Origin of the sequence: Rhizobium sp. SL42 (genome assembly GCF_021729845.1) — a bacterium.
GTDB lineage: Bacteria > Pseudomonadota > Alphaproteobacteria > Rhizobiales > Rhizobiaceae > Allorhizobium.
Genome location: NZ_CP063397.1, coordinates 2,025,641 through 2,050,010, shown reverse-complemented (window position 1 = coordinate 2,050,010; position 24,370 = coordinate 2,025,641). Strand labels below are relative to the sequence as shown.

The following is a 24,370-nucleotide window of genomic DNA, read 5'->3' as shown; positions in this document are numbered from 1 at the left end:
TTTGTCGTCGCCTTGGCTTCGGCCTCGCGGCCAAAGGAAACACCGTTGTTCTGGCTACCGCCGTTTTGGCTGTTGTCGGTCACCGGCAATCCTTCTTTGTTTCGCTGTCGCTGCTCTTTCAGCCAGCAATGCGGCAAAATCCGGGTAAGCGCTCAACGCGGTGCGTCGAGCGGGCGTGAGATTTCTATCCGCAAAAAAGGGGTGCGGGCAAGACCGGCACCCCCGTCATTCATGGGCAAAGGCCGCCTGTAGACAGCCGTCGCCTCTTTCGCCTCAGGCGTCGTAGCGGCGCAGGACGAGCGAGGCATTCGTGCCGCCGAAGCCGAAGGAATTCGACAGGGCAACATTGATGTCGCGCTTGCGGGCCGTGTGCGGCACGAGATCGATCGCAGTCTCGACCTGCGGGTTGTCGAGGTTCAGCGTCGGCGGCGCGACATTGTCACGGATCGCCAGCGCCGAGAAGATCGCCTCGACGGCGCCTGCGGCACCGAGAAGATGGCCGATGGCCGACTTGGTCGAGGACATCGAGATTTTCGAGGCGTGTTCGCCAACCAGGCGTTCGACGGCGCCGAGCTCGATCGTGTCGGCCATGGTCGAGGTGCCATGGGCATTGATGTAGTCGATATCGCCAGCCGTCAGACCGGCGCGCTTCAGCGCCATTGTCATGCAGCGGAATGCGCCGTCGCCGTCTTCGGATGGAGCGGTGATATGGAATGCATCGCCCGACAGACCGTAGCCGACGACTTCGGCATAGATCTTGGCGCCGCGCGCCTTGGCATGGTCGAGGTCTTCCAGCACGACGATGCCGGCACCTTCGCCCATGACGAAACCATCGCGGTCCTTGTCATAGGGGCGAGACGCCTTGGTCGGGTCGTCGTTGCGGGCGGTCGACAGCGCCTTGCAGGCGGCAAAGCCGGCCAGCGAGATGCGGCTGATCGGCGATTCCGTGCCGCCGGCGACCATGACATCGGCATCGCCGAGTGCAATCAGACGGGCAGCATCGCCGATGGCGTGCGCGCCGGTCGAACAGGCCGTGACGACGGAATGGTTCGGGCCACGTAGTTTGTGGCGGATCGAGACCTGGCCCGAGGCGAGGTTGATCAGTCGGCCCGGAATGAAAAACGGCGAAAGGCGACGCGGCCCCTTGTCGCGCAGGATGTGACCGGCTTCGACGATGCCCTCGAGACCACCGATACCCGAGCCGATAAGAACGCCCGTGGCGCACTGATCGTCATAGGTCTTCGGCTCCCAGCCGGCATCCTTCAGCGCCATGTCAGCCGCTGCGATCGCATAAATGATGAAATTATCGACCTTGCGCTGCTCTTTCAGTTCCATCCAGTCGTCAGGGCTGTATGCACCCTCGCCTTCGGTTGGAATTCGGCAGGCAATCTTGGCCGGGAGGTCATCAACCTGAAATTCAGTGACGAGGCGCGCACCGCTCTGGCCGGCCAGAAGGCGTGCCCAAGTCAGTTCCGTTCCGCATCCGAGAGGAGATACCATGCCGGTACCGGTGATAACGACACGTCTCATCGTCCGAGCCCATCCCACACTTTTGACCGCAGTCTTTTAAATACAGCAAGGCCCGCATGTCGCGGGCCCCGGCAGGATGGGTGGCCTGGACCACCCTCCCGCATTATGTCTGTCGATTAGGCCTGTGCCTTCTCGATGAACTTGACAGCGTCGCCGACCGTCAGGATCGAGTCTGCTGCATCGTCCGGAATTTCAACGCCGAATTCTTCTTCGAAGGCCATGACCAGTTCGACAGTGTCGAGCGAGTCGGCGCCCAGATCGTCGATGAAGCTCGCGCCTTCGACAACCTTTTCAGCGTCTACGCCGAGATGATCAATTACAATTTTCTTCACGCGTTCTGCGATATCGCTCATGTCGGTTTCCTCGACCTTCTTAATCTCAGAGGGTGCCGTAATGGCGTCCCTGCCCTGCATTAGCCGGTGATCGTCTCAGACCCCACCAGCAAACCTGATCTGCTCCGCCCAGAGCAGTTTATGCAAACAAAAGCATAAACTTCGGCCCATGGAGCGGAACGACTGTTTACAGTCATGGCCCGCTTAACACGGTTTCCCCGCGCCGCATAGCCAGAAATTCGCCCGCCGCGCTTGCTCAACATGCAATTTCGGCAAACGAAAACTGCGCACCTTCAGGCGTCAGATCATCGCCATGCCGCCGTTGACGTGCAAGGTCTGGCCGGTCATGTAGCCCGCCTCGCTGGAGGCAAGATAGAGAACGGCCGCAGCGATGTCCGATCCGGCGCCCATGCGCTTCATCGGGATCGCGCCCATGATCGCTTCTTTCTGCTTCTCGTTGAGCTTGCCGGTCATGGCGCTCTCGATAAAGCCCGGCGCTACGCAGTTGACCGTCACGTTGCGCGTGGCGATTTCCTGGGCGAGCGACTTGGAGAAACCAATCATGCCGGCCTTTGAGGCGCAGTAGTTGGCCTGGCCCGGATTGCCGGTCACGCCGACGATCGAGGTGATGTTGATGATGCGGCCATAACGGCGGCGCATCATCGGATGCGTCAGCTCCCGCGTCAGGCGGAAGACGGAGGTGAGGTTCACTTCCAGAACCGCGTCCCAGTCGGCGTCCGACATGCGCACGAAGAGGCCGTCCTTGGTGATGCCGGCATTGTTGACGAGGATGTCGACGCCGCCGAGCACTTCTTCAGCCTTTTCGCCCAGCGCCTTGACTTCGTCGCGGTCCGAAAGGTTTGCCGGGAAGATGTGAACGCGGTCGCCGAGTTCGGCGGCCAGCGCTTCGAGCTTCTCGACGCGGGTGCCGTGCAGGCCGACGATGGCGCCCTGCTTGTGCAGCAGGCGGGCGATCTCTTCGCCGAGGCCACCGGTTGCGCCGGTAACGAGGGCCTTGCGGCCGGTCAGATCAAACATGATCACGTTCCTTATGGATCCAGATTTTTCTATCAACCGTTCAGCGCGGCAAGCGCCGTATCGATATCGGCCGGCGCATTGACGGCAACGCCGGAAATGTTCTTGTCGATGCGGCGGGCAAGACCGGAGAGGACCTTGCCGGAGCCAATTTCATACAGCGTGGTGACGCCATTGGCGGCAAACCATTCGACCGTCTCGCGCCAGCGGACCTGGCCGGTGACCTGCTCGACGAGAAGATCGGCAATCCTGCCGGCATCCGCAACCGGAGCCGCCAAGACGTTGGCGATGACCGGCACGACGGGCGCATTCTTCTGAACCTTTGCCAGCGCCTCGCGCATGGCATCGGCGGCCGGGGCCATCAGTGCCGAATGGAAAGGGGCGGATACCGGCAGCATGATGGCGCGCTTGGCACCCTTTTCGGTTGCCAATGCCGCCGCCTTCTCGACGGCCGCCTTGCCACCCGAAATGACCAGCTGGCCGCCGCCATTGTCATTGGCGATCTGGCACGGGCCAACGGCAGAGGCTTCAACGCAGATTGCCTGCACATCGCCATGCTCGAGGCCGATGATCGCGGCCATCGCGCCTTCGCCCACCGGAACGGCAGCCTGCATGGCATTGCCGCGGATGCGAAGGAGACGGGCGGTATCGCCGATCGAGAAGGTGCCGGCGGCACAGAGCGCCGAATATTCCCCGAGCGAATGGCCGGCGACGAAGGAGACCTTGTCCTTCAGCACGAGGCCTTTGGCTTCGAGCACGCGGATGAAAGCCATGGACACGGCCATCAGCGCCGGCTGCGCATTGGCGGTCAGTGTCAGGGTTTCTTCCGGGCCGTTCCACATGATGTCGGACAGCTTCTGGCCAAGCGCCTCGTCGACTTCCGCGAAAACGGCGCGCGCCTCGGGATAGGTATCGGCAAGATCCTTGCCCATTCCAACGGCCTGGCTGCCCTGGCCGGGAAAGGTGAATGCGACTGTCATGGGCTTTTCTCCCTGGGTTTTTCCTTTCCAATTCACATTCTCAACCGACGAGTCAAGCCTCGCGGCGGTCAAACACCCGTCGCGGACAGCTCAACTCACAAGCAGGTTACAGGCTTTTTGCGGGCAAGAGCCATCTTGCGGTGCGTCAATTTCCCACTAAATTGTTGGCGACCTTCCAAGGCCCTTTTCGGGCGACATTCCATATTCGAGGCATATCTGATGAAAATGAACCGGCTCGGCCGTACCGATATCCATGTTTCCGAGATCTGCCTTGGCACCATGACTTGGGGGTCGCAGAACACCCAGGATGAAGCCTTCGCGCAGATGGATTACGCGCTGGAACATGGCGTCAACTTCTTCGACACGGCGGAACTCTATCCCACCACACCGCTATCGCCCAAGACTTATGCCGACACCGAACGGATGATCGGCAACTGGTTCGAAAAGACCGGCAAGCGCCAGGATGTGGTGCTGGCGACGAAAGTGGCGGGTGCCGGCCGGGAGTATATCCGTGGCGGCGCGCCGATCACCGCGCAATCGATTCTGGATGCCGTCGATGCCAGCCTTTCGCGGTTGAAGACGGACTATATCGATCTCTACCAGATCCACTGGCCCAATCGCGGCCACTTCCATTTTCGCGGCGCCTGGAATTACGACCCCTTTGCCCAGGACAAGGCACGCACCGAGGACGAGATTGGCGAGAAGCTGGAAGCGCTTGGCGCCTGCGTGAAGTCCGGAAAGATCCGCGCGATCGGCCTTTCGAACGAGACGACCTGGGGCACCCAGAAATTCCTGACCCTTGCCGAGCAGCAGGGGCTGCCGCGGGTCGCGACCATACAGAACGAATATAACCTGCTTTACCGCCACTATGACCTCGACCTTGCAGAGTTGTCGCATCACGAGGATGTCGGCCTGCTCGCCTATTCGCCGCTGGCCGGCGGCATCCTTTCGGGTAAGTATCTCGACGGACACAAGCCAAGCGGCTCTCGCGGCACCCTTGGCGATATCGGCGGACGGCTCGTCTCCCACCAGGAGCCGGCGACCCGCGCCTATGTCGATCTTGCCAAGACACACGGCATCGACCCTTCAGCCATGGCACTCGCCTTCTGCCTGACGCGCAAGTTCATGGCTTCCGTCATCATCGGCGCAACTTCGATAGAGCAGCTAAAGACCGACATCGGCGCTGCCGATCTGAAACTCTCCGACGAGATCCTCAAGGAGATCGCCAGGATCCATCGCCTCTATCCGGCAACGATCTGAATTCGGCCGCTGAAGAAATCAGACCACACGCGACGAACGGCGGCGCCATCAAAATTGTGCGCCGCCCTTGCCTTTCCGGCAAATGCGCGTATAAGCCGCGCTGTTCACAACACCCGGTCTCATGGCTGGTGGCTGAACGGAGGGCCGGCTTTCGCAAGAGAGCCGCAGGAACCGAAGGGTTTTCCGGCCTCCCGTGTCTCCGCTCTCGACCGTCTCGATACAACAGCTTTTCTTGCCTTGGCCTTGGCCAAACAGGAGCAGTCGTTGAGGCTTAGCGCCGGATCCGGGTGACGACAAACGCAAGAAAGGCAAAGCTATCATGGCTCTTTACGAACATGTACTCCTTGCCCGACAGGATATGTCCGCACAGCAGGTTGATGCCCTCGTAGAACTCTACAAGGGTGTTATCGAAGCTAACGGCGGCAAGGTCGGGCGTGTAGAAAACTGGGGCCTCAAGTCCCTGACCTACCGCATCAAGAAGAACCGCAAGGCTCACTACGCACTCATGGACATCGAAGCACCGGGTGCTGCGATCCACGAGATGGAGCGCCAGATGCGCATCAACGAAGACGTTCTTCGTTACATGACCATCGCAGTGGAAGCCCACGAAGAAGGCCCGTCTGCCATGATGCAGAAGCGCGACCGTGACGACCGTCCGCGCCGCGAAGGCGACGACCGTGGCCCGCGCCGCGAAGGTGGCTTCGGCGATCGTGGTCCGCGTCCGGACCGTGCACCGCGCGAAGGTGGCTTCGAGCGTCGTCCGCGCGAAGACCGCGCGTAATTTCGAGCAACAGGAGAAAACACAATGGCTGATGCATCCTCTGCTCCGGCACGCCGCCCGTTCCATCGTCGTCGCAAGACCTGCCCCTTCTCGGGCGCGAATGCACCGAAGATCGACTACAAGGACGTTCGTCTTCTGCAGCGCTACATTTCCGAGCGCGGCAAGATCGTTCCTTCGCGTATCACAGCAGTTTCCCAGAAGAAGCAGCGCGAACTGGCCCAGGCCATCAAGCGCGCCCGCTTCCTCGGCCTGCTGCCTTACGTTGTAGCCTAATCGAATTGACGGCCCGCTGATCTCGGATCGGCGGGCCATCATCCCTTCCGCGTTGGGCGCGGATCGGAACCAATGCCCGAAGATGCTTCATACACGACATGAGCGCCTTCAGGTGAAATCCCATGTTGGGGACCGGCTTCACATCTTGAGTCCGGACTATCCCCTAACTGCTTGAACCAGCAGGACAGCGACATTGCAAAAACTGGACGGAAAATTGCTGATGACCGGCGTACTCGCCGGTATTACCGCCGCACTTCTGGTGCTGGGCGCGACCGCACAGCCGTCTCTTGCATCCATCCTTTATGCGGCATCCGCCCTTCCCGTGCTGATCGTCGGTCTCGGCTGGGGCAATCTTGCCTCGATCGCCGCCATCGTCACGGCTGCAGCGCTTGGCGCAGTCAGCGTGTCGCCGATGTTCGCCATCGGCATGGCGCTGTTCACGCTAGCGCCCGCCGGCTGGCTCGCACATCTGGCAAGCCTTGCACGGCCGGCGTCGGAAATCGGCGGCCCCGACAACCTGATGGCCTGGTATCCGCTGTCCGATATTCTGCTGCAACTCTGCGCCTTCGTGGCCGCAGCGGTCATCCTTCTCGGCATCATCATCGGTTTTGGCCCGGAACTGACCGGCCAACTGGTCGATGCCCTGACGACCGCGATGAGCGCGCAGGACCCTGCCATGCTGCCGGATCCCGCGGCGCTGGAACAGCTGAAGCGCACGATGCTGCTGCTTCTGCCGATCATCCAGGGCGGCACATGGGTCATCCTGCTGTTCACCATGTACTACATCGCCATGCGGATCGTTTCCGCCTCGGGTCGCGCCCAGCGCCCGCGCGAAGACATCCCGTCGGCGCTGCGCATGAACCGCAATGCGGTTTTCGTATTCCTCGCCGGCATTCTCGCCTGCTTTGCAGGTGGCGTGCCGGCCATGATCGGCGCAACCGTCTGCGGCACGTTCGGCGCCGGCTTCCTGATTTCGGGCTTTGCCTCGCTACACTTGCGGTCGCGCGGCAAAGACTGGCGCCTGCCCGTACTCGTGCTCGCCTACCTCTCGGCGATCATGCTGCTGCCGCTTCTCATACCTCTCATCATCGGCCTGGCGGATACCCGCCGTGCCGTTGCCCTGACGCCGGCCCCAAAGGCCGACATCCCTCACGACGACCAACCGTAACCCAACACTGAAAGGAAAAGATCATGGACGTCATTCTTCTTGAACGCATCGCCAAGCTTGGCCAGATGGGCGAAACCGTCAAGGTTCGCGACGGCTTTGCCCGTAACTACCTGCTGCCGCTCGGCAAGGCCCTGCGTGCCAACGCTGCCAACAAGACCCGGTTCGAAGCCGAGCGTGCAACGCTCGAAGCCCGCAACCTCGAGCGCAAGTCGGAAGCCCAGACCGTTGCCGACGCTCTCGAAGGCAAGTCCTTCATCGTCGTCCGTTCGGCTGGCGAAACCGGCCAGCTCTACGGTTCTGTTGCTGCTCGCGACGTTGTCGAGATCCTGGCTGCCGAAGGCTTCACCATCGGCCGCAACCAGGTCGAGCTGAACACGCCGATCAAGTCCATCGGCCTGCACAGCGTTGTGCTGCACCTCCACGCTGAAGTCGAAATGGCAATCGAACTGAACGTTGCCCGTACGGCCGACGAAGCCGAGCGCCAGTCCAAGGGCGAAAGCCTCACTTCGGCCGACGCCATCTACGGCATCGACGAAGACGCGCTCCGTCCGGAAGACTTCTTCGATCCGGACGCTGACCGCGACGGCGACGACGAATAAGCCTTACGGTTTATCCGCATGAAAATGCCCGGTTCGAGACTTCGAACCGGGCATTTTTCGTTTGTAAGCAAGCAGAGCCGACGCGTTTCCCGGCTATCGCATCTCCGGCTCCGACTGCTTGTCCACCCGGACGACCACCGACATGCCGGGCGACAGGCGCTGCAACAATTCCTGACCAGGATCGACGCTGATGCGGGTTGCGACACGCTGGGCGATCTTGGTGAAGTTGCCGGTGGCATTGTCGGTCTTGATGACGCTGAATTCGGAGCCGGTCGCTGGCGAGAAACGCTCGATATGGCCCTTCAGTGCGGCACCGCCCAGGGCATCGACGGTAAACTCCACCGGCTGGCCGGGTTTCAACCCATCCAGCTGGGTTTCCTTGAAATTTGCAATCAGCCAGACATCTCCGGGCACCAGCGTGGTCAACTGGCTGCCGGCAGAGACATACTGGCCCAGCCGGGCGCCCACTTCACCGACATGACCGTCGCGCGGCGCGACGATCCGGGTGTTGTGCAGATCGATTTCCGCCAGTTGGACGGCCGATTCTGCGCCTGCCACCGATGCCTGCAGCGAGGCGCGGGTGCCGAGGATGGTTGCCACCTTCTGGCGGGCAACCTCAACCGCAGCCTCCGCCTTCGTCACCCCGGCCTGTGCGAGAGCCAGATTGTAGCGGTTGGTTTCGATCACGGTTTCGGTGACGACGCCGGTGGTTGCCAGCCGCTGGCTGCGGTCCCAGTCCGATTGGGCCTTTTCCAATGCGGCACGGGCGCTCGCCACTTCGGCATCGGCGGAGCCGACGGCGGCTTCTGCCGATTTTTCCTCCTGAAACGAGTTGGCCAGCGTGGCCTTCTGCACGTCAAGCGTCGCCTTTGCCTGGGCGAGCTTCTGCGCGAAGATACGATCGTCGACGCGGGCGATCAGGTCGCCCTGCTTTACTTCCTGGAAGTCCTGGACGGCGACTTCCGCAATATAGCCGCTCAGTTGCGGACTGATCACCGTGATATAGCCTTTCACATAGGCGTTGTCGGTTGTCTCGATAGAGGTACGGAACGGCGGCAGATGCCAGGCATACAGCGTGACCGCCACGCCGACTGTGCCGAGCAGAAGTACGAAAAGGGATGCTGGATTGCGAAGGGTATTGAACATGGTGTTATTCCGCATTTGATGCTTGCAGTTCGGGCATCTTTGTCCGCTGCCGCAGCCACTCGAAACCAAGATGGCCAAGAAGGGCTGCGAGCGCGAGCCCGGCGATGATGGAGGTCAGGAGAAATGTGTCGTTATAGGCAAGCACATAGGCTTCCCGCGAAATCTGCTGCTGCAGCAGCGTGATGCCTTCTGTCGCCAGCGCGGCCTTGTCGGCGACCACCTTTGCGTAGGTCGCCGAGAGTGTCTGGACGCGGTCAGCAACCATCGGGTCGGTCAGGACAAAGTGCTCCAGCAGCGTCTTCAGATGAAATTGCTGCCGAAGGACCATGAACGTGCCGAGCGCCGCCGACGCGATCAGCCCGCCGATCGCCTGGGTGAACAGGAAGATAACGATGAAGGTCAGCATGTATTGCGGCCCCTTGGCCAAGGCGGCCACAAGGCCCTTGGCCATGGCAGTCGGCAGGAAAAGTGCCGCACCCGCTGCCACCATGGCCTGACTGAGATACATTTGCTGCGGCCGGGTCAGATTGGTCGCATGCGCGTCCAGGTAGGCGCCGGTCGCGATCAGCAGCAGCGCGAGCACATGGGCTGTCTCGATCTTCTTGCGATCCAGAAACCAGGCGCTGGCCAGCCCTCCGGCAAGCGAACCAGCCAGCATGATCCAGTACAGTGTGGGGATCTGAGCATCGTTGATACCGAGATTGAGGTAGAAGCTGGTTGCGGTACTCGTCTGTTCAGCGGCCACGAAGCGAAATACCAGCAGGACCGCGATGAAATGCAGGTTCTGCGGCGTCAGCAGCCAGCGGATATCGACCATCGGCGCAGTGCGCGGCAATTCCATCAGGATAAATAGCGTCAGTGCCGCAATCGAGACCGCAAGCAGCACGCCGATCCAAGGAGCCTCGAACCACCAATAGAGGCGTCCGACGGACAATACGACCGCCAGCGCTCCAAAGCCGACGGCAACGCAAAGATAACTCAGCACATCCTGCCTGCCGATCACCTTGGCATGGGGGATCGGCGTCAGGGGCAGCAGGTAGATGATCGGGAAAATCAAGAGCGCGAGACCAAGCTCGAACATGTAAAGGCTGTGCCAACCGCCATAGGTGATCAGGATCGGCGAAATCAGTCGCGCCAACGGCGCTGAAAGCGCCGTATTGGTCAGGGCCAGTGCAATGCCGACGGTGAGTTTCCTGGCGGGCGGAAAGGCCTCCAGCATGTAGAGGAAACCCAGCGTGGAAAGTGGAGCCGCCCCCATGCCGCTGATAAAGCGTACAACCATGCCCGACTGGAGGTCGTGGACCGCGAGATTGAGGATCGACACACCGAGAAAAATGATCACGCTCCACTCGGCGAAGCGTCTGAGGCCGACCTGGGTGCGGACCTTGACCAGGGCAATCGCCATGCTGGCATAAGGCGCCATATAGGCAGCCATCAGCCATGCGGATTCGTTGGTCGTTGCCTGCAATTCACCCTGCAACTGCACGAGGTTTGCCGAGGCGAACTGCATGCCGAGGCCCTGGGTGACGAACAGCAGGATAGAGGCTCCGATATAGAGCGCGGCGCGCGCCGGTGGCATGGGTTGCGGCATGGGTTGCGGCATCGGTTGCGGAGCGGCGGGGATGGAAGCAGCATTACTCACCGGCCGGCGCTCCTTCCCCCATGTCCACCAATCTGTCGAGTAGGTGGCGCACCATGGCGAGACCACCGTCGATGGCGTCATCGGTCATGTCGATCAGCAGGCGGTCGCGAAAATCGTCGGCGAAGATACTCATTTCGGCGGCAATCGCCGCACCCATCGGCGTCATGAAAATCTGCTTGGCCCTGCGATCGGTTTTAAGCTCCCGGCGCTCGATCAGCCCCTGCTCCTCCATCGAATCAAGCAGACGTACGAGTGTCGGCGTCTCGATCTCCAATTCGGCGGCAAGCGCTCGTTGGGTCTGTCCGTCTTCGGCGAGCAAGGTGTAGAGCACCCGCACCCTTGGCAAAGTCAGGCCCCTCTGGCGGACCGATGCGTCAAAATGCGCCCGCAGTTTGCGGGAAAAATTGAGAAGTTCCTGAACAAGAAGGCGCTGGCTCGCAGGACGGTCCATCACATCACCAATTGATAGCACACTAATTATATTTGCCCTACTTAATAGACATGACGACCCTGCGCAAGAGGAACAGACTGCATGGCTGAGCGTTCATTTTCGCAAAGCTGCCCGCGCGATTCCCTTCCAAAGCGAGTCAAGAAAAACATTGAGAAAAGAGCAGAGCCTGTGGAAACTTGGGATGAGTTCGAAAAGCTCAATGCCCCCCTCCCGAGGGCCGTCCAAAGGTTGAATTGCTGTTGACTTGAGCGACGGGTGCGGACAAACCCATTGCACAATCCGATAGCCAGACATGAAGAAACGGTAGACCGCTATGAGCGATGCATTGCGAAAAATTGCTCCGGCACAACAGGGCGAACCGCTCTACAGGGAAGCTCCGAACAATATCGAGGCGGAGCAGGCGTTGCTGGGTGCCATCCTGGTGAACAACGACGCCTATTATCGCGTCTCGGACTTTCTCAAACCGCCGCATCTCTATGAGCCGCTGCACCGCAAGATCTTCGAGGTTGCCTCGGAAATCATCCGCATGGGCAAGACCGCAAACCCTGTGACGATCAAGACCTTCCTGCCTGCCGACCAGCGCGTCGGCGACCTGACGGTGGCGCAATATCTCGCCCGCCTGGCGTCGGAAGCGGTCACGATCATCAATGCAGAGGACTATGGTCGAGCCATCTACGACCTGGCACTGCGCCGGGCGCTGATCACGATCGGCGAGGACGTGGTCAACATTGCCTATGACGCACCGCTCGACATGCCGCCGCAGACGCAGATCGAAGATACCGAACGGCGGCTGTTCGAACTCGCGGAAAACGGCCGCTACGATGGCGGTTTCCAGTCGTTCAACGACGCCGTTGCGCTCGCCGTCGACATGGCCGGCGCAGCGTTCGAGCGTGATGGCAATCTTTCCGGCATCTCGACAGGCATCATGTCGCTCGACAGCAAGATGGGTGGCCTGCAGCGGTCCGACTTGATCGTGCTCGCCGGACGTCCGGGTATGGGCAAGACCTCGCTTGCGACCAACATCGCCTGGAATATCGCCGCATCCTATGACCCCGAAGTCATGCCTGACGGTTCGATGAAAGCGAAGAACGGCGGCGTCGTCGGCTTTTATTCACTCGAAATGTCGTCGGAACAGCTGGCCACCCGTATCATGTCGGAGCAGACGGAAGTCTCTTCGTCGAAGATCCGCCGCGGCGACATCACCGAGCATGATTTCGAAAAGCTGGTCGGCTTCTCGCAGACCATGCAGAAAGTGCCGCTGTTCATCGACCAGACCGGTGGTATTTCCATCGCCCAGCTGTCGGCACGCGCGCGCCGTCTGAAGCGCCAGCGCGGGCTCGATTGCCTAGTGGTGGACTATATCCAGCTGATGACCGGCTCCGGCAAGTCCGGGGAAAACCGCGTTCAGGAAATCACCCAGATCACCACCGGCCTGAAGGCGCTCGGCAAGGAACTCAATGTTCCGATCATCGCGCTGTCGCAGCTGTCGCGTCAGGTCGAAAGCCGCGAAGACAAGCGTCCGCAGCTTTCCGACCTTCGTGAATCGGGTTCGATCGAGCAGGACGCCGACGTCGTGCTGTTCGTGTTCCGTGAGGAATACTACGTCAAGAACCTCGAACCGCGCGATATGGGAGATCCGAAATATCCCGAATGGGAACAGCTGATGGAAAAGGTCAAGGGTACGGCCGACGTGATCATCGCCAAGCAGCGCCACGGACCGACCGGCACCGTCAAGCTCGCCTTCCAGTCGGAATTCACCCGCTTTGCCGACCTCGCCGAGCCGAGCTTCACCCAATATGAAGAGGCATGACGGTTTGGACCGTCATGCTTTCGAAGCGATAACGACTACGCGCCGAGCCAGCGCAAGAGCGCCACGGTAAAGACGCCCGCTGCTGCCGCAGGCAGCAGCGGCAAGCGGAGTGCAGCCACGGCCGTGACCGCGCAGCCCACGGTTTCGGCCCATCCGGCTGCCAGCGCGGTCGGCGTGACCACGGCCATCAGGACGGCCGGCGGCACGACCCCAAGCGCCTTTTGCGCCTTCTCGCCAAGATCGAGCCGCCTGACCAGCTGCGACCCCGCCAGCCGCGTGAACACCGTGGCGACCATCATCGCGACGATGGCGGCCAATGTTGCCAGGTCAAGGCTCATGCCGTCTGCTCCTTTTGCACACGCGGCACAAAGGCCGCACCGAGACCGGCCACGGCACCGGCTGCAATATACCAGGCACCCGGCACGAGATGATAAACGGTCAGCGAAGCAGCGGCGCTGGCAATCAACACCAGCCCTGTTTCCCGCCCTTTCCAGAATCCCATCAACAAGACGATGAAGACCGCCGGAAAGGCGAAGTCGAGGCCGAAGACCGCCGTGTCGCCGATCACCTCACCCAGCAGCGCGCCCGCTAGGCTCGAGAAGATCCAGCCGCAGTAGAAGGGCAAGGCAAGACCGAGGTAGAAGGCCGGGGTCAGCACCATGGTCCGCGCCCTTGCTTCTGCCACCGCCCAGATCTCGTCGGCCATCAGCAGCAGCGACGGCAATTTGAGCCACGCGGGAAAACGCCCAAGGCTGCGCTCCAGCGATGCCCCCATGAGAATGTGGCGCAGATTGACCAGCAGGGCCGCAAAGCCGAGTGCTGCCCAGGAGGCCGGATGCGTCCAGAGGTCCATGGCAACGAATTGCGAGCCGCCAGCAAATACCAGGGCACTCATCAGGCCCACTTCCAGTGGCGAGAGCCCCTGCCCCACCGCCACCGTCCCGAAAACGAAACCAATGGGCACAGCGGCAAAGAGCAATGGGGCTATGGCGCGCAACCCACTGAGGAATTCGCGCCGGAACGATATTTCATACATTGGAGACCTCCCGTTGTCCGAGGTCCTAGTGATCCGGCCGATGGCCGTCTTGAACGAAAGTGACTATCGACGGTACTTGCCCGGCGTCAGACCTGTGCGCGCCTTGAAGTGGCGGGTGAAATGCGCCTGATCGGCAAAACCGCAAGCCAATGCGGTATCGGCGGGGCTCTCCCCACTGCGCAGGAGATGGCGGGCATGGCGAATGCGCAGGTCGGTCTGATAGGCGTGCGGCGTGATGAAATAATGCCGGCGGAAGGCCCGGATCAGATGGGCACGGCTGAGCCCGGCCTCGCGCGCCAGATCCTCCAGCCCGATCTCCCGGTCGAAATGTGCGAGAATATAGTCACGGGCGCGGCGCACGCCGATCGGCTCGCGGAAATCCTGCGGGACGATGATCGCGCTGCCATAGCGGGAAAACATCGAGGATAGCGCCGTGTACATGCTCTCTTCGCTTTCGAGCTCGCTTGAGCCATCCTCAAGCTTGCGGTGGGCGCGACTGAAGGCTTCGGCCAGTTGCGGATCGACCAGCAATTGCCGGGAAAAGCTCGGCGTGCCGTGAAAGGCGCGTCCGGTCGCCTCTTCCAGGATCTCGGTGAACAAAGCAATGTCGGGATAGACCATACGGTACCGGTAACCCTCGTCGGTTCCCGGCTGACCGTCATGCGTTTCACCCGGATTGATCAAGTAAAGCGCTCCCGGTCCGGTATGCTCCCGCGCGCCACGGATCATGGCAACCTGGCATCCGGCCTCGATAGCCCCGATGGAAAACGTGTCGTGCGAATGCGGCGAGAATTCGTGCGTGATGAAGGTGGCCGCCATGCATTCCATGTTGCGGAAACGCTGGTCGCGCCAGAACCGCGTCCGTTCGGTCTGAACGGTCGGCATCGCGTCGGTGGCTTGTTTCTGCGAAACGTTGTGCATTGCAGAATTCTATCTCGCCTCAGCATTTCAGTCTTGTAGAAAAGTGCTAGGGTCCGAGCCAAGATCCATGCCTCCATTTTCCGGTTATCGATGCCCCAGTTTTCCGACCTCACCGACGTCTCCGAAGCATTCCTCAGCGCACCGCTGCGCCTGACCGTTGACCTGCAGGCCATTGCAGACAACTGGCGGGAAATGGCCAGGCGCTCGGGCAAGGCGCGCACAGCCGCCGTGCTGAAGGCCGATGCCTATGGTCTCGGCATCGAGGATGTCGGCGAAACGCTGTATATGGCCGGCGCCCGCGACTTTTTCGTCGCCGTTCCCTCCGAAGGCGAAACGTTGCGCATCTATGCGCCAGAGGCGCGGATCTACGTGCTCTCCGGCATCTGGCCGGGCGTCGAACACTTCTTTTTCGACAACGATCTCGTCCCGGTGATCGCATCCGAGGAACAACTGGCCTTCTGGATGGCGGTCGTCTCGGAGCATGGCGACCATCCGTGTGCGCTGCATGTCGATACCGGCTTCAACCGGCTCGGCCTGCCCCTGGCCGATGCGCTGATCATGGCCGACGACGTTTCCCGCCCGGCGAGCTTCTCGCCGGTTCTGGTGATGAGCCATCTAGCGTGCGGCGATGATCCGGCATCTCCGATGAACCGCCAACAGCTTGAGGCTTTCCGGCAGGTTAGCGAGGCTTTCGAAGGCATTGATTCAAGCCTTTCAGCCTCCGCTGGAACCTTCCTTGGGTCCGACTTCCATTTCGATCTGACCCGACCGGGGATAGCGCTCTACGGCGGCGAAGTGGTAAACGGGATGAGCAACCCGATGCGGCCGGTCGCCAAGGCCGAAGCGCGCATCCTGCAGATCCGCGAGGCCAAGGCCGGCGAGACAGTCAGTTACGGCGGCACCTGTAGCTTGTCGCGCGACAGCCGTCTCGCCATCGCCTCGGTCGGCTATGCAGACGGCTATCTGCGCAACCTTTCCGGCCACGGTGTCGCCCTGCGCGACACCGGTATCGCTGGCGCCAACGGCTTCATCGCCGGCCACAGGGTACCGGTTGTAGGGCGTGTCACCATGGACCTGACCATCTTCGATATTACCGATGTGCCGAATGCTGCCATCGCAGCCGGCGACTACATCGAACTATTCGGCTCCAACATCCTGCTCGACGACGTGGCGCGGGCAGCCGGTACGATCGGCTATGAAATGCTGACAGGGCTCGGGTTGCGCTACGAGCGACACTATATCCCGACCGAGATTTAGAAGTAGCACAGCAGTTTTTGTTCTGCTATTGTTCCGTCAATCGGGAAGCTTTTCAGGTGCCATGGAGAGGGATCGTGCCGCCAATTCGATTGAACAAGAACGACGAAGTCTTCGTCGACGAACAGGTCAAATCCGGCGTCTATGGCAGTGCGGATGAGATGATCAGCGCCGGTCTCGCCAGGCTTCGCGAACAGGATACAGAAACTCTCCGCCTCCTCATTCAGGAGGGAATCGACGATATCGAAGCCGGGCGATTCCACGTCTACGAGACGGCCGAACAGTTTCTTGCAGATATTCGCCCAACCGCAGATGGCGAGTAGGAAGCGACAGGTTCGGTGGTCCTCGAAAGCACGCAAGGACCTTCGGGAAATCTATCGCTATATAGCCAAGTACAATCCGGCCGCAGCCGAGCAGTTCGCGATCAGCCTCCACAGTCAGATGATCAAACTCGCATTGCTTGGGCTCACCGGAAGCCAAAGCGATGCCCAATCAGACATTCGCATTTTTGTGTTTCGGGAGCGCCGTATCTACATCCGTGTCACCGACACAGCAATTTCCATTCTCCGTGTCGTCCATGGCCGTCAGGATCAGGCGACAATCGACTTCACAGACAACGAAAAAGACTGACCTTCACTTTATGGCAAAAGCAAAAACTCAATTCATCTGCCAGAACTGCGGCACCGTTCACAGCCGCTGGGCCGGAAAATGCGACGGTTGCGGCGAATGGAATACCATCGTCGAGGAAGATCCGATGGGCGGGATCGGCGGCGGGCCTGGCAAGACGCCGAAAAAGGGCCGCGCGGTAACGCTGACGGCGCTTTCGGGCGAGATCGAGGAAGCCCCCAGAATTCCCACCGGAATGGCGGAGCTTGACCGGGCAACCGGCGGCGGCTTTGTCCGTGGTTCGGCCGTCCTGATCGGCGGCGATCCCGGCATCGGCAAGTCGACGCTGCTGATGCAGGCTGCCGCCGCCCTTTCGCGCAAGGGCCACCGGGTGATCTATGTTTCGGGCGAAGAAGCCGTGGCACAGGTTCGCCTGCGGGCGCAAAGGCTTGGCGCGGCCGAAACGGATGTGCTGCTGGCCGCCGAAACCAATGTCGAGGATATCCTGGCAACGATCTCGGAGGGCAAGCGCCCGGACCTGGTGATCATCGATTCGATCCAGACCCTGTGGAGCGACACGGCCGACAGCGCACCCGGCACCGTCACGCAGGTGCGGACCGGCGTTCAGGCAATGATCCGCTTTGCCAAGCAGACCGGCGCGACCATGGTGCTGGTTGGCCACGTCACCAAGGAGGGCCAGATCGCCGGCCCGCGTGTCGTCGAGCACATGGTCGATGCGGTTCTCTATTTCGAAGGCGACCGCGGCCACCACTACCGCATCCTGCGCACGGTGAAGAACCGTTTCGGGCCGACAGACGAGATTGGTGTGTTCGAAATGTCGGACAAGGGTCTGCGCGAAGTGGCCAATCCGTCGGAACTGTTTCTTGGCGAACGCAATGAAAAAGCTCCGGGGGCAGCGGTGTTTGCCGGCATGGAGGGCACGCGCCCGATCCTGGTCGAAGTCCAGGCGCTGGTGGCGGCAACCTCGCTCGGCACGCCGCGCCGCGCCGTCGTCGGATGGGATTCGAGCCGGTTGGCGATGATCCTGGCCGTGCTTGAGGCCCATTGCGGCGTCAGGCTCGGCCAGCACGATGTCTATCTCAACGTCGCCGGCGGCTATCGGATTTCGGAACCGGCCGCCGACATGGCAATTGCATCGGCGTTGGTTTCCTCGCTTGCCGGTCTTGCCCTTCCCGCCGATTGCGTCTATTTCGGCGAGGTCAGCCTGTCAGGGGCGGTGCGACCGGTTTCGCATACGGCCCAACGGTTGAAAGAGGCGGAAAAGCTTGGTTTCTCCGCTGCGGTATTGCCGGCTGCCTCGGCCGAACTGCCTAAGGGTTCGACGGGCAAATGGAGGGAAGTGGACAGCCTTCCCGATCTTGTGGCGCGGATCGCCGGTTCCCGGTTGAAAGCGCGCAACGATCAGGAGGATGGTTGATCCGCTCCGACGCGCGAAAATCGCGTGTTCAGGCGGTGTCGCGGTGACAATCATGCCGGTCTGGGCCGGCAGTCTTGGAGTTGGTATTTATGCCTATTACGATTTTTGACGGTATCGTCATCGGCGTCGTGCTGTTTTCAGCGGTGCTGGCGATGGTGCGCGGCTTTTCGCGCGAAGTGCTTTCCATCGCAAGCTGGGCCGGTTCTGTTGCGGCCGCCTACTATCTCTATCCGGTGCTGGTTCCCTATGTGAAGAACTATACCAGCGATGACCGTATCGCCATCGCGGGCTCCGCCGGCATCATCTTCCTCATCGCGCTGATCGTGATTTCCTTCATCACCTCGCGCATCGCCGATTTCATCATCGACAGCCGTATCGGCGCCTTGGACCGGACGCTCGGCTTCCTGTTCGGCGCCGCCCGCGGCATTCTGCTTCTCGTCGTTGCCGTCGCCTTCTGGAACTGGCTGATCGACGTCAAGCAGCGGCCCGACTGGGTCAACAATTCCAAGTCCAAGCCTTTCCTCGATGCGCTGGTGCTGAAGCTGGAAGCGGTCCTGCCGACCGATATCGAGCCGCAGATCCGCGCGCGCATCCTGGGTCGCGAGGAAACGGAAACGGCGCCGGACGGACAGGCCACACCGGCCGAGCAGGCTCCGGCGGAAACCGCGCCTGCCGATACCGCACCATCGGGCGAGGCGCCGGCCGAGAATTGAAATTTGCGCGGCGACCAGCCGCGTCCTATATAAGACCCAGACGCCGCCGGATCGGGACAGACCGGCGGCTTATCTGTTAAAGGCGCTGCTTGCTGCATCTGTCCCCGTGAACAAAGGCGACTTGCCATGAACCACTTCATCCCTACCGACGTCGTATACGGTGCCGAGGACGACAAGTTTCATGAAGAATGCGGGGTTTTCGGGATCCTGGGACACAGCGATGCGTCGACGCTGACAGCGCTCGGCCTGCACGCGCTCCAGCATCGCGGCCAGGAGGCAGCCGGCATCGTCTCCTTTGACGGCCGACAATTCTACACCGAAAAGCACATGGGACTGGTGGGCGACCACTACACGAACCCGGTGACGATAGCGAAGCTGCCGGGCTCGATGTCGATCGGCCACACCCGCTATTCGACGACCGGTGAAGTTGCCCTGCGCAATGTCCAGCCGCTGTTCGCCGAACTCGAGGAAGGCGGCATCGCGATTGCCCACAACGGCAATTTCACCAATGGCCTGACGCTGCGACGCCAGATCATCGCCACCGGCGCCATCTGTCAGTCTACCTCGGACACCGAAGTTGTCCTGCACCTGATCGCCCGCTCGCGACATTCCTCCACCGCCGACCGCTTCATCGACGCGATCCGCCAGATGGAAGGCGGCTATGCTATGATCGCGCTCACGCGGACCAAGCTGATCGCCGCCCGCGACCCGATCGGCATTCGTCCGCTGGTCATGGGCGAACTCGACGGCAAGCCGATCTTCGCTTCCGAGACCTGCGCCCTCGACATCATCGGCGCAAAATTCATCCGCGACGTCAAGAATGGTGAAGTGGTGATCTGCGAAATCCAGCCGGACGGCTCGATCAATATCGAATCACGCATGCCCGCCCGGCCGCAGCCCGAGCGTCTCTGCCTGTTCGAATACGTCTATTTCGCCCGTCCCGATTCCGTCGTCGGCGGCCGGAACGTCTACACGACCCGCAAGAATGCCGGCATGAACCTGGCGATCGAAGCGCCTCTCGAGGGCGACGTGGTTGTGCCGGTTCCCGATGGCGGCACGCCGGCTGCCCTCGGCTATGCCCAGCAGAGCGGCATTCCGTTCGAATACGGCATCATCCGCAACCACTATGTCGGCCGTACCTTCATCGAGCCCACCCAGCAGATCCGCGCCTTCGGGGTCAAGCTCAAGCATTCGGCCAACCGGGCGATGATCGAGGGCAAGCGCGTCATTCTCGTCGACGATTCCATCGTGCGCGGCACGACGTCGCTGAAGATCGTCCAGATGATCCGTGATGCCGGCGCGAAGGAAGTGCATGTGCGCGTTGCCAGCCCGATGATCTTCCATCCGGACTTCTACGGCATAGACACGCCCGACCGGGACAAGCTCTTGGCCAACCAGTATGCCGACGAAGCCGCGATGGCGAAGTATATCGGTGCCGACTCGCTGGCCTTCCTGTCAATCGACGGTCTCTACAAGGCCGTTGGCGGCGAGGCCCGCGATCCTGCCAATCCGCAGTTTACCGACCATTATTTCACCGGCGACTACCCGACCCGTCTCCTGGACAAGGAAGGCGAAAAAATGGTTGGCCGCAAGGAATCCATGCTCGCCGCAAACGGCTAAGATCGCAGACAACAGGACTGATCATGACCATTGACCTCAAGGGCCGGATTGCCCTCGTCACCGGCGCCTCGCGCGGCATCGGCTATTTCACTGCGCTCGAGCTTGCCAAGGCAGGCGCCCATGTGATCGCCTGCGCGCGCACTGTCGGCGGCCTGGAAGAACTGGATGACGCGATCAAGGCCGTTGGTGGTTCGGCGACGCTGGTTCCGTTCGATCTGTCCGACATGGCAGCGATCGACCAGCTCGGCGGCCACATCTTCGATCGCTGGGGCAAGCTGGACATCGCCGTGCTCAACGCCGGCGTGCTCGGGGTCATCTCGCCGATCGGCCATATCGAAGCCAATGTCTTCGACAAGGTGATGACGATCAACGTGACGGCGACCTGGCGGCTGATCCGCTCGCTGGAACCGCTGCTGATCAAGTCCGACCAAGGCCGTGTTCTGATCCTGTCTTCGGGTGCCGCCCACAAATGCAAGCCGTTCTGGAGCGCCTATTCCGCCTCCAAGGCCGCCGTCGAGGCGCTGGCGCGCACCTGGGCCGGCGAGACGCAGCGGCTGCCGCTGCGCATTCTCTCGGTCGATCCCGGCGCCACCCGCACCGCCATGCGCGCGCAGGCCATGCCTGGCGAAGATCCGACCACCCTACCCCACCCGTCGGAAGTCGCTGCCAAGCTTTTGCCGCTGGTTGGCCCGGCACAGACGGAAACCGGCAAGCTCTACATCGTTCGCGAAGGCAAGATCGTCGATTATCGGATGCCGGAGTAAACGTCAGGATCCGCCCCGGCTGGCGATGATTTCGACTTGATCACCGCCGGTTCCGCATCCTTTTTTGGAAGACGCCATGCGCCCCAGAGATATTGCCGCCTACACGTTTCTGGCATTTGCCTGGGGCCTTTCCTTCGTTCTGCTTCTGCATGTCGTGGCTGCCTTTGGCTGGATCGGTGCCGTCACGCTCCGCTCGTTGATTGCAGGCGGCCTATTGTTTGCCGTGGCGCGCCTGACCCGGCGCAAGCTGTCGTTTGGCGCCGGGTGGCTGCCGCTTGCGGTCGTCGGCGCAACAACGGTCGCCGGCCAGCTGATCGGGCTGTCCTATGCGACGCCACGTATCGGAACAGCCATGGCGGCCATCTTCGTAGCTGCGATCCCGCTGTTTTCGATGATCATTGCGCAGATCTGGGGTCTGGAGCGGATTACACCGGCGCGCGTCGTCGGCCTGGTACTCGGCACGATCGGTATCATCATGCTGGTCGGGTTTCCGGCAGTCCCGGTTGACAGGACCTTCGTGCTTGGCTGTGCGGCGATGGTCTTCTCGACCTTCTCCGCCGCGTTCGGCAGCAACTATGCCAGCCTGCACCTGAAAGGCACCGACGCATGGGAGGTGACGATCGGGTCTTTCATCGCCGGCGGTATCCTCACCCTGCCACTGCTCGCCTTCGTGCCGGTGCCGGGCATTCCGGCTCCGATCGACTATCTCTATCTGGTGGCCCTGGCCGGCCTGATGAGTGCCCTGACCTATGTGCTCTATTTCGATCTGGTCAAGAGCATCGGCCCTACGCCGGCGATCAGCGTCGAATTTGCCGTCACCGTCGTCGCCGTCCTGGTCGGCGCGCTGGTGCTGGACGAACCGCTGACCGTTCTGCAATTGCTCGGAGGTGCGGTGATCATCGCCGGTTGCGCGCTGGTACTCGGTCTCTTGCCCTTCGGTCGTTCGGCCCGCAAAACAGCCTGACACGCCGTCGCGTCAGCCGACCCTGCTCAACCTCAGGGGCTTGTTCGGAACGACCCGCTGCTCTCGCTCGGCCTCGATCTCGCAGTAGGATGCCCGCACAACCGTGTTGCGGCCGGATGCCTTGGCCCTGTAGAGAGCCCGGTCGGCGGCATTGAGCAGATCGGAGCGATCGCGAACGCCCGATTGCGACAGCGTGGCAAGACCGAGGCTGATCGATACGAAGCCAGAAGGGCTGCCGGCATGCGCCTCGGACATCTCCTGCATGGCGAGCCGCATGCGCTCGGCGGCCAGGAAGGTGGTGTTCTCCGACGCGCCGGGCAGGATGATGCAGAACTCCTCGCCGCCGTAGCGCGCCGCATGATAGCCACAGGACTCGGCCACCGAGCGCAGAATTGCGCTGACCGTCTTCAGGCATTCATCGCCGGCCGAATGGCCATAGTGGTCGTTGTAAGCCTTGAAATAGTCGACATCGGTCAGGATCAGGCCGAGCTCCTGCCCCTGGGCTTTCGCCACCTCAAAGGCCTCTTCGAACGCTTGGTCGAAGGCGCGCCGGTTCATCAGGCCGGTCAGGCCATCGGTGGCGGCGGCTTCCGCCAGCAGCAGGTTGGCATCCCGCAACCTTTCCTCCAGCCGCTTGTGAACGCTGAAATCGCGCAATGTGCCGACAATACCGGTTTCGGATCCGATCTGCGAAAGTCCGAGTGCCTTTACCTGCATCTCGACCCAGACCGGATGCCCGTCGCGATGCAGGAAGCGGTGAACGCCGCCATGACGTTTCAGCTCACCACTGGCTAGCGCACAAAGGATGGCACGGATGCTTTCCGCATCCTGCGGATGGACGAGATCGTAGAGGCAGCGGCCATCGAGGTCCTCCAGCGCATGCCCGAGAATGTCCGGACCTGCCGGCGACACATAGGTAAAGGCGCGGCCGGCATCCAGCTGAAACACCATGTCCGTCGAGTTTTCGGCAAGAAGGCGGTATCGTTCCTCGCTCTCGCGCAGCTTGGTCTCGGCATCCACCCGCGCATCGACATGCTTGCCGACGGAATGGATCGCCGTGACGATACCATTTTCGTCCTTGAAGGCCTTGTTGGTCCACGACACCCAGCGCGGTTTTCCATCCGGCGACAGGACCTGGTTCTCGATGTCCTTGGCCTCGCCGACGATTGCGACATGCTGCATGTGCTGCGCCAGTTCCCCGCGGATCTGTGTCGGCACGAAGTCATAGAGGCTCCTGCCAATCATCTCCTCCGGGGTCGTCGCATGATGCTCGGCATAGGCGCGATTGACGAAGAGCAATTCGCCGTCGACCTTTGCCAGCGACACCATTTCCGACTGATACTCGACGAGATAGCGGTACTTGGCTTCGCTTTCGGCAAGCTTTTGCTCGATCGCCCGCAGCTGGGTTATGTCTGTAAAGCTCGATATGGAAACATGATCCTCGCCCTGCCTGACCAGCACCGCGGAGAGGAGGACATCGATAGGCGAACCGTCCTTGCAGATCATCTGGAATTCGACGTTTTCGACACGGCCGGTTTGGAACAGCTGCGGGATCTTTTCCAGGCGGACCCTTTCCCGGGACCTTTCCGGCATGAAATCCGTCGAGCACTTGCCCAGAACCTCGCGACGTTCGTAACCCAGCTTGCGCAACCAAGAGTCGCTGACCGCAACAAGAACGCCCCGGCTGTCGATCGAATGCGACATGGCAGGCGTCATCTTCATCCAGTCGGCAAGGCTCATGCCCAGATCGGCCGTCAACAGGCTTCCAGCTGCATTCAATCGATCACTCTCTTGATCACTGGCCATTGTCTCAAGACATCCGATGCTCGGTTCGTTGGACCGCAAAAAGCCGGTCGCTTCGGCAAAGATAGGCGAAACCCCCATAAAAACCGTTAAACGACGCGCCCAAAGACAACTCAAAGTTCGTCTGCGCTCCCCCTCCTGCCCCTTGACCAAATCACGGCCCCGCGCCATAACACCGGCCATGAAAACGACCATCTGCATCTGCTGGATCATTATTCGCTAGCGCATACGCTGGCCCGGCCGT

Annotated in this window: 25 protein-coding genes; 14 read left to right on the top strand and 11 right to left on the bottom strand. The window is 61.2% G+C overall.

From position 1 onward, the window contains the following. Nucleotides 1–273: 273 nt before the first annotated feature. The 4 genes from fabF to fabD form a co-directional block, all read right to left on the bottom strand. Complete coding sequence (fabF, locus tag IM739_RS09645; protein ID WP_237367607.1) at nucleotides 274–1,530, bottom strand: beta-ketoacyl-ACP synthase II; 1,257 nt, start codon at nucleotides 1,528–1,530, stop codon at nucleotides 274–276. 116 nt (nucleotides 1,531–1,646) lie between these two features. Then, a complete protein-coding gene (locus IM739_RS09640) occupies nucleotides 1,647–1,883 on the bottom strand; it encodes an acyl carrier protein (RefSeq protein ID WP_027507378.1) in 237 nt (78 codons plus the stop codon). A gap of 279 nt (nucleotides 1,884–2,162) precedes the next feature. After that, the gene (gene fabG / locus IM739_RS09635; protein WP_237367606.1) at nucleotides 2,163–2,900 is read right to left on the bottom strand and encodes a 3-oxoacyl-[acyl-carrier-protein] reductase; all 738 of its coding nucleotides are present in this window, start codon (nucleotides 2,898–2,900) and stop codon (nucleotides 2,163–2,165) included. Nucleotides 2,901–2,932: 32 nt separating this feature from the next. Further along, nucleotides 2,933–3,877, bottom strand: a complete 945-nt coding sequence (gene fabD / locus IM739_RS09630; protein ID WP_237367605.1) for an ACP S-malonyltransferase — start codon at nucleotides 3,875–3,877, stop codon at nucleotides 2,933–2,935. A 219-nt stretch (nucleotides 3,878–4,096) separates the two neighbouring features. Here fabD and IM739_RS09625 point away from each other — a divergent pair, with 219 nt between their 5' ends. From IM739_RS09625 to rplI, 5 genes are all read left to right on the top strand, one after another. Continuing rightward, complete coding sequence (locus IM739_RS09625) at nucleotides 4,097–5,137, top strand: aldo/keto reductase (RefSeq protein ID WP_237367604.1); 1,041 nt, start codon at nucleotides 4,097–4,099, stop codon at nucleotides 5,135–5,137. Between the two features lie 319 nt (nucleotides 5,138–5,456). Then, on the top strand, nucleotides 5,457–5,918 hold the full coding sequence (rpsF, locus tag IM739_RS09620; protein ID WP_237367603.1) for a 30S ribosomal protein S6: 462 nt from the start codon (nucleotides 5,457–5,459) through the stop codon (nucleotides 5,916–5,918). 24 nt (nucleotides 5,919–5,942) lie between these two features. Then, nucleotides 5,943–6,191, top strand: a complete 249-nt coding sequence (rpsR, locus tag IM739_RS09615; protein WP_028736123.1) for a 30S ribosomal protein S18 — start codon at nucleotides 5,943–5,945, stop codon at nucleotides 6,189–6,191. A gap of 193 nt (nucleotides 6,192–6,384) precedes the next feature. Continuing rightward, on the top strand, nucleotides 6,385–7,359 hold the full coding sequence (locus tag IM739_RS09610) for a DUF2232 domain-containing protein (protein WP_237367602.1): 975 nt from the start codon (nucleotides 6,385–6,387) through the stop codon (nucleotides 7,357–7,359). A gap of 23 nt (nucleotides 7,360–7,382) precedes the next feature. Beyond that, entirely contained in the window at nucleotides 7,383–7,958 is a 576-nt protein-coding gene (gene rplI / locus IM739_RS09605; RefSeq protein ID WP_237367601.1) for a 50S ribosomal protein L9, read from the top strand. Between the two features lie 93 nt (nucleotides 7,959–8,051). Here rplI and IM739_RS09600 read toward each other — a convergent pair whose 3' ends face one another. The 3 genes from IM739_RS09600 to IM739_RS09590 are packed head-to-tail and all read right to left on the bottom strand — an operon-like array spanning nucleotide 8,052 to nucleotide 11,197. Further along, a complete protein-coding gene (locus IM739_RS09600; RefSeq protein ID WP_237367600.1) occupies nucleotides 8,052–9,104 on the bottom strand; it encodes an HlyD family secretion protein in 1,053 nt (350 codons plus the stop codon). 4 nt (nucleotides 9,105–9,108) lie between these two features. Continuing rightward, nucleotides 9,109–10,707 (bottom strand): MFS transporter, encoded by a 1,599-nt coding sequence (locus IM739_RS09595; RefSeq protein WP_237371025.1) that lies wholly within the window; start codon nucleotides 10,705–10,707, stop codon nucleotides 9,109–9,111. A 31-nt stretch (nucleotides 10,708–10,738) separates the two neighbouring features. Beyond that, nucleotides 10,739–11,197 (bottom strand): MarR family winged helix-turn-helix transcriptional regulator, encoded by a 459-nt coding sequence (locus IM739_RS09590; RefSeq protein WP_237367599.1) that lies wholly within the window; start codon nucleotides 11,195–11,197, stop codon nucleotides 10,739–10,741. Between the two features lie 313 nt (nucleotides 11,198–11,510). On the opposite strand from IM739_RS09590, the gene IM739_RS09585 reads away from it, so the two are divergent. Next, nucleotides 11,511–13,007: a replicative DNA helicase gene (locus IM739_RS09585; RefSeq protein WP_237367598.1), complete on the top strand. Its 1,497-nt coding sequence runs from the start codon at nucleotides 11,511–11,513 to the stop codon at nucleotides 13,005–13,007. Between the two features lie 35 nt (nucleotides 13,008–13,042). Here IM739_RS09585 and IM739_RS09580 read toward each other — a convergent pair whose 3' ends face one another. The 3 genes from IM739_RS09580 to IM739_RS09570 form a co-directional block, all read right to left on the bottom strand. Further along, on the bottom strand, nucleotides 13,043–13,345 hold the full coding sequence (locus IM739_RS09580) for an AzlD family protein (protein WP_237367597.1): 303 nt from the start codon (nucleotides 13,343–13,345) through the stop codon (nucleotides 13,043–13,045). Continuing rightward, nucleotides 13,342–14,043 (bottom strand): AzlC family ABC transporter permease, encoded by a 702-nt coding sequence (locus IM739_RS09575; RefSeq protein ID WP_237367596.1) that lies wholly within the window; start codon nucleotides 14,041–14,043, stop codon nucleotides 13,342–13,344. Before IM739_RS09575 ends, IM739_RS09580 begins: the two co-directional genes overlap by 4 nt. 63 nt (nucleotides 14,044–14,106) lie before the next feature. Beyond that, entirely contained in the window at nucleotides 14,107–14,964 is an 858-nt protein-coding gene (locus IM739_RS09570; RefSeq protein WP_237367595.1) for an AraC family transcriptional regulator, read from the bottom strand. A gap of 90 nt (nucleotides 14,965–15,054) precedes the next feature. On the opposite strand from IM739_RS09570, the gene alr reads away from it, so the two are divergent. From alr to IM739_RS09530, 8 genes are all read left to right on the top strand, one after another. Then, nucleotides 15,055–16,221 (top strand): alanine racemase, encoded by a 1,167-nt coding sequence (alr, locus tag IM739_RS09565; RefSeq protein ID WP_237367594.1) that lies wholly within the window; start codon nucleotides 15,055–15,057, stop codon nucleotides 16,219–16,221. A gap of 74 nt (nucleotides 16,222–16,295) precedes the next feature. Beyond that, complete coding sequence (locus IM739_RS09560) at nucleotides 16,296–16,541, top strand: type II toxin-antitoxin system ParD family antitoxin (protein WP_237367593.1); 246 nt, start codon at nucleotides 16,296–16,298, stop codon at nucleotides 16,539–16,541. Beyond that, entirely contained in the window at nucleotides 16,507–16,848 is a 342-nt protein-coding gene (locus IM739_RS09555; protein ID WP_237367592.1) for a type II toxin-antitoxin system RelE/ParE family toxin, read from the top strand. The genes IM739_RS09560 and IM739_RS09555 overlap by 35 nt, the downstream gene beginning before the upstream one ends. 10 nt (nucleotides 16,849–16,858) lie before the next feature. Next, nucleotides 16,859–18,262, top strand: a complete 1,404-nt coding sequence (gene radA / locus IM739_RS09550) for a DNA repair protein RadA (RefSeq protein WP_237370921.1) — start codon at nucleotides 16,859–16,861, stop codon at nucleotides 18,260–18,262. A gap of 89 nt (nucleotides 18,263–18,351) precedes the next feature. Further along, nucleotides 18,352–18,975, top strand: a complete 624-nt coding sequence (locus IM739_RS09545; RefSeq protein ID WP_237370920.1) for a CvpA family protein — start codon at nucleotides 18,352–18,354, stop codon at nucleotides 18,973–18,975. Between the two features lie 126 nt (nucleotides 18,976–19,101). Next, complete coding sequence (gene purF / locus IM739_RS09540) at nucleotides 19,102–20,595, top strand: amidophosphoribosyltransferase (protein ID WP_237370919.1); 1,494 nt, start codon at nucleotides 19,102–19,104, stop codon at nucleotides 20,593–20,595. A 23-nt stretch (nucleotides 20,596–20,618) separates the two neighbouring features. Then, on the top strand, nucleotides 20,619–21,359 hold the full coding sequence (locus tag IM739_RS09535; protein WP_237370918.1) for an SDR family NAD(P)-dependent oxidoreductase: 741 nt from the start codon (nucleotides 20,619–20,621) through the stop codon (nucleotides 21,357–21,359). A 76-nt stretch (nucleotides 21,360–21,435) separates the two neighbouring features. Continuing rightward, on the top strand, nucleotides 21,436–22,323 hold the full coding sequence (locus IM739_RS09530) for a DMT family transporter (protein ID WP_237370917.1): 888 nt from the start codon (nucleotides 21,436–21,438) through the stop codon (nucleotides 22,321–22,323). Between the two features lie 12 nt (nucleotides 22,324–22,335). Here IM739_RS09530 and IM739_RS09525 read toward each other — a convergent pair whose 3' ends face one another. Next, complete coding sequence (locus IM739_RS09525) at nucleotides 22,336–24,081, bottom strand: PAS domain S-box protein (protein WP_237370916.1); 1,746 nt, start codon at nucleotides 24,079–24,081, stop codon at nucleotides 22,336–22,338. Nucleotides 24,082–24,370 lie beyond the last annotated feature (289 nt).